Below are 1,765 nucleotides of genomic sequence, written 5' to 3'. Positions count from 1 at the left end.
GCCTATGAAAGCCTGATGCAGGATTGCGCGGCCTTCCTGGCGCTGGCCGCGACAAGGGCAGGGGCGACTCTTTTCTCTTTCCGGGGCCGCGACTGCGATCCGTTCGCCGAGCCGGAACGGCTGACGGTGGCGGACGCTTTCACCCGCTATTCCGGCATCGATCTGCTGGCCACGGTCGCCGCCGACGGCAGCACCGATCGCGACTCGCTGTACGCCGCCTTGATCCGGGCCGGCATGCGCACCGCGCCCGACGACAGCTGGGCCGACCTTTTCAGTCGGGTGATGGTGGAAAAGGTCGAGCCATTCCTAGGGCAGGGCCGCGCGACCATCCTGTGCGAATATCCGGTGGCCGAGGCGGCATTGGCCCGGCCGAGCCAGCGCGACCCACGCGTGGCGGAGCGCTTCGAGCTCTATTGCTGCGGCGTCGAACTCGCCAACGGCTTTGGCGAACTGACCGACGCCGACGAGCAGCGCCGGCGCTTCGTCATCGAGATGGACGAGAAACAGCGCATCTATGGCGAGCGCTATCCGCTGGACGAGGATTTCCTCGCGGCGCTGGCCATCATGCCGCCGGCCAGCGGCATCGCGCTCGGCTTCGACCGGCTGGCGATGCTGGCCACCGGCGCGCAAAAAATCGAGGACGTGATCTGGACGCCTGTTGCCTGAGGCGCGGAAAGATCTGGCCTATTCGATTCCAGGGGATCAAGACTGGACCGCGACCCCGAACCAAGAGACCACATGATCGGTACTGGATTTCACGGTCAATCGGGAAGATCTAGAGTGGCTGCTTCTGAAACGGTCGAAATCGCCATTGTCGGCGCCGGAGTTGTCGGGCTGGCGACGGCACTTCGCCTTGTCGCGGACGGCCGTGAAGTCCTGCTCATCGATCCGAACGAGCCGGGCTCCGGTGCGTCATCAGGCAATGCCGGAACGATCGCCGAATATGCCTGTATGCCGGTCGGCACTCCTGCGGTGCTGCGGGCGTTGCCAAAGCTGCTGCTTGATCCCGACAGCCCGCTTTCGCTGCGCTGGCCGGCGCTGCTGCAGCTGGCGCCATGGCTCGTTCGGTTCATGCGGCAATCGCTGCCGGCGGCCACCCGGGCCAATGCGCTGGCGCTCGCCGGACTGCTGGCCGACGCCCTTCCGGCCTGGGAAGACATGGTCGGGGAGGCCGGGCTGGAGGACCTGCTGCGCCGCAATGGCTGTCTTTACCTCTATCGCCGCGAGAGCGATTTTGCCGCTGGCGCCGGCGGCCGGGCAATGCGCGCTGGGTTTGGCATCCACCAAGAGGTGCTGACTCCCGAAGAGGTGGCGGCGCTTGAGCCGGGCCTGCCGGCGACAGCAGCGCATGGCGTGTATTTTCCCGACTCGATCAATGTCACCGATCCGGCAATGGTGATGCGGCGGTTGCTGGGCGCGGTGAGTGCCCGTGGTGCATCGGTGAAGCAGGCTGAGATCACCGGGCTGCAGGTCGAGGCTGACGGTGTCCAGCTCAGCGGACCCGGCGTTCGCATCAAGGCTGGCACGGTGGTGATCGCCGCCGGTGCACGGTCGCGCGCACTGGCCGCGCAGGCCGGCGACAGGATTCCGCTCGAGACCGAGCGCGGCTATCATCTGGAATTCCACACCGAAGCGCCGCTGCTCAACCGACCTGTCTGTCCCGTCGATCTTGGTTTCTACCTGACGCCGATGGCTGGCCGCTTGCGGGTCGCCGGCACCGTCGAACTCGGCGGCCTGGTCGCGCCGCCAAATCCGCGCCGGCTGG

2 protein-coding genes are annotated in these 1,765 nt (G+C 66.7%); both read left to right on the top strand.

Going from position 1 to position 1,765, the window contains the following annotated elements:
- The coding region (locus EOD15_RS33775) for an amino acid--tRNA ligase-related protein (protein ID WP_348629445.1) at positions 1-666 on the top strand (666 nt) is incomplete at its 5' end.
- 114 nt (positions 667-780) lie between these two features.
- Positions 781-1,765, top strand: a 985-nt coding sequence (locus tag EOD15_RS33770) for an FAD-dependent oxidoreductase (protein ID WP_148129803.1), incomplete at its 3' end; no start/stop codon positions are given.

Source organism: Mesorhizobium sp. M7A.T.Ca.US.000.02.2.1, from assembly GCF_003996995.1.
GTDB lineage: Bacteria > Pseudomonadota > Alphaproteobacteria > Rhizobiales > Rhizobiaceae > Mesorhizobium.
This window is presented reverse-complemented; position numbering and strand designations above follow the sequence as displayed.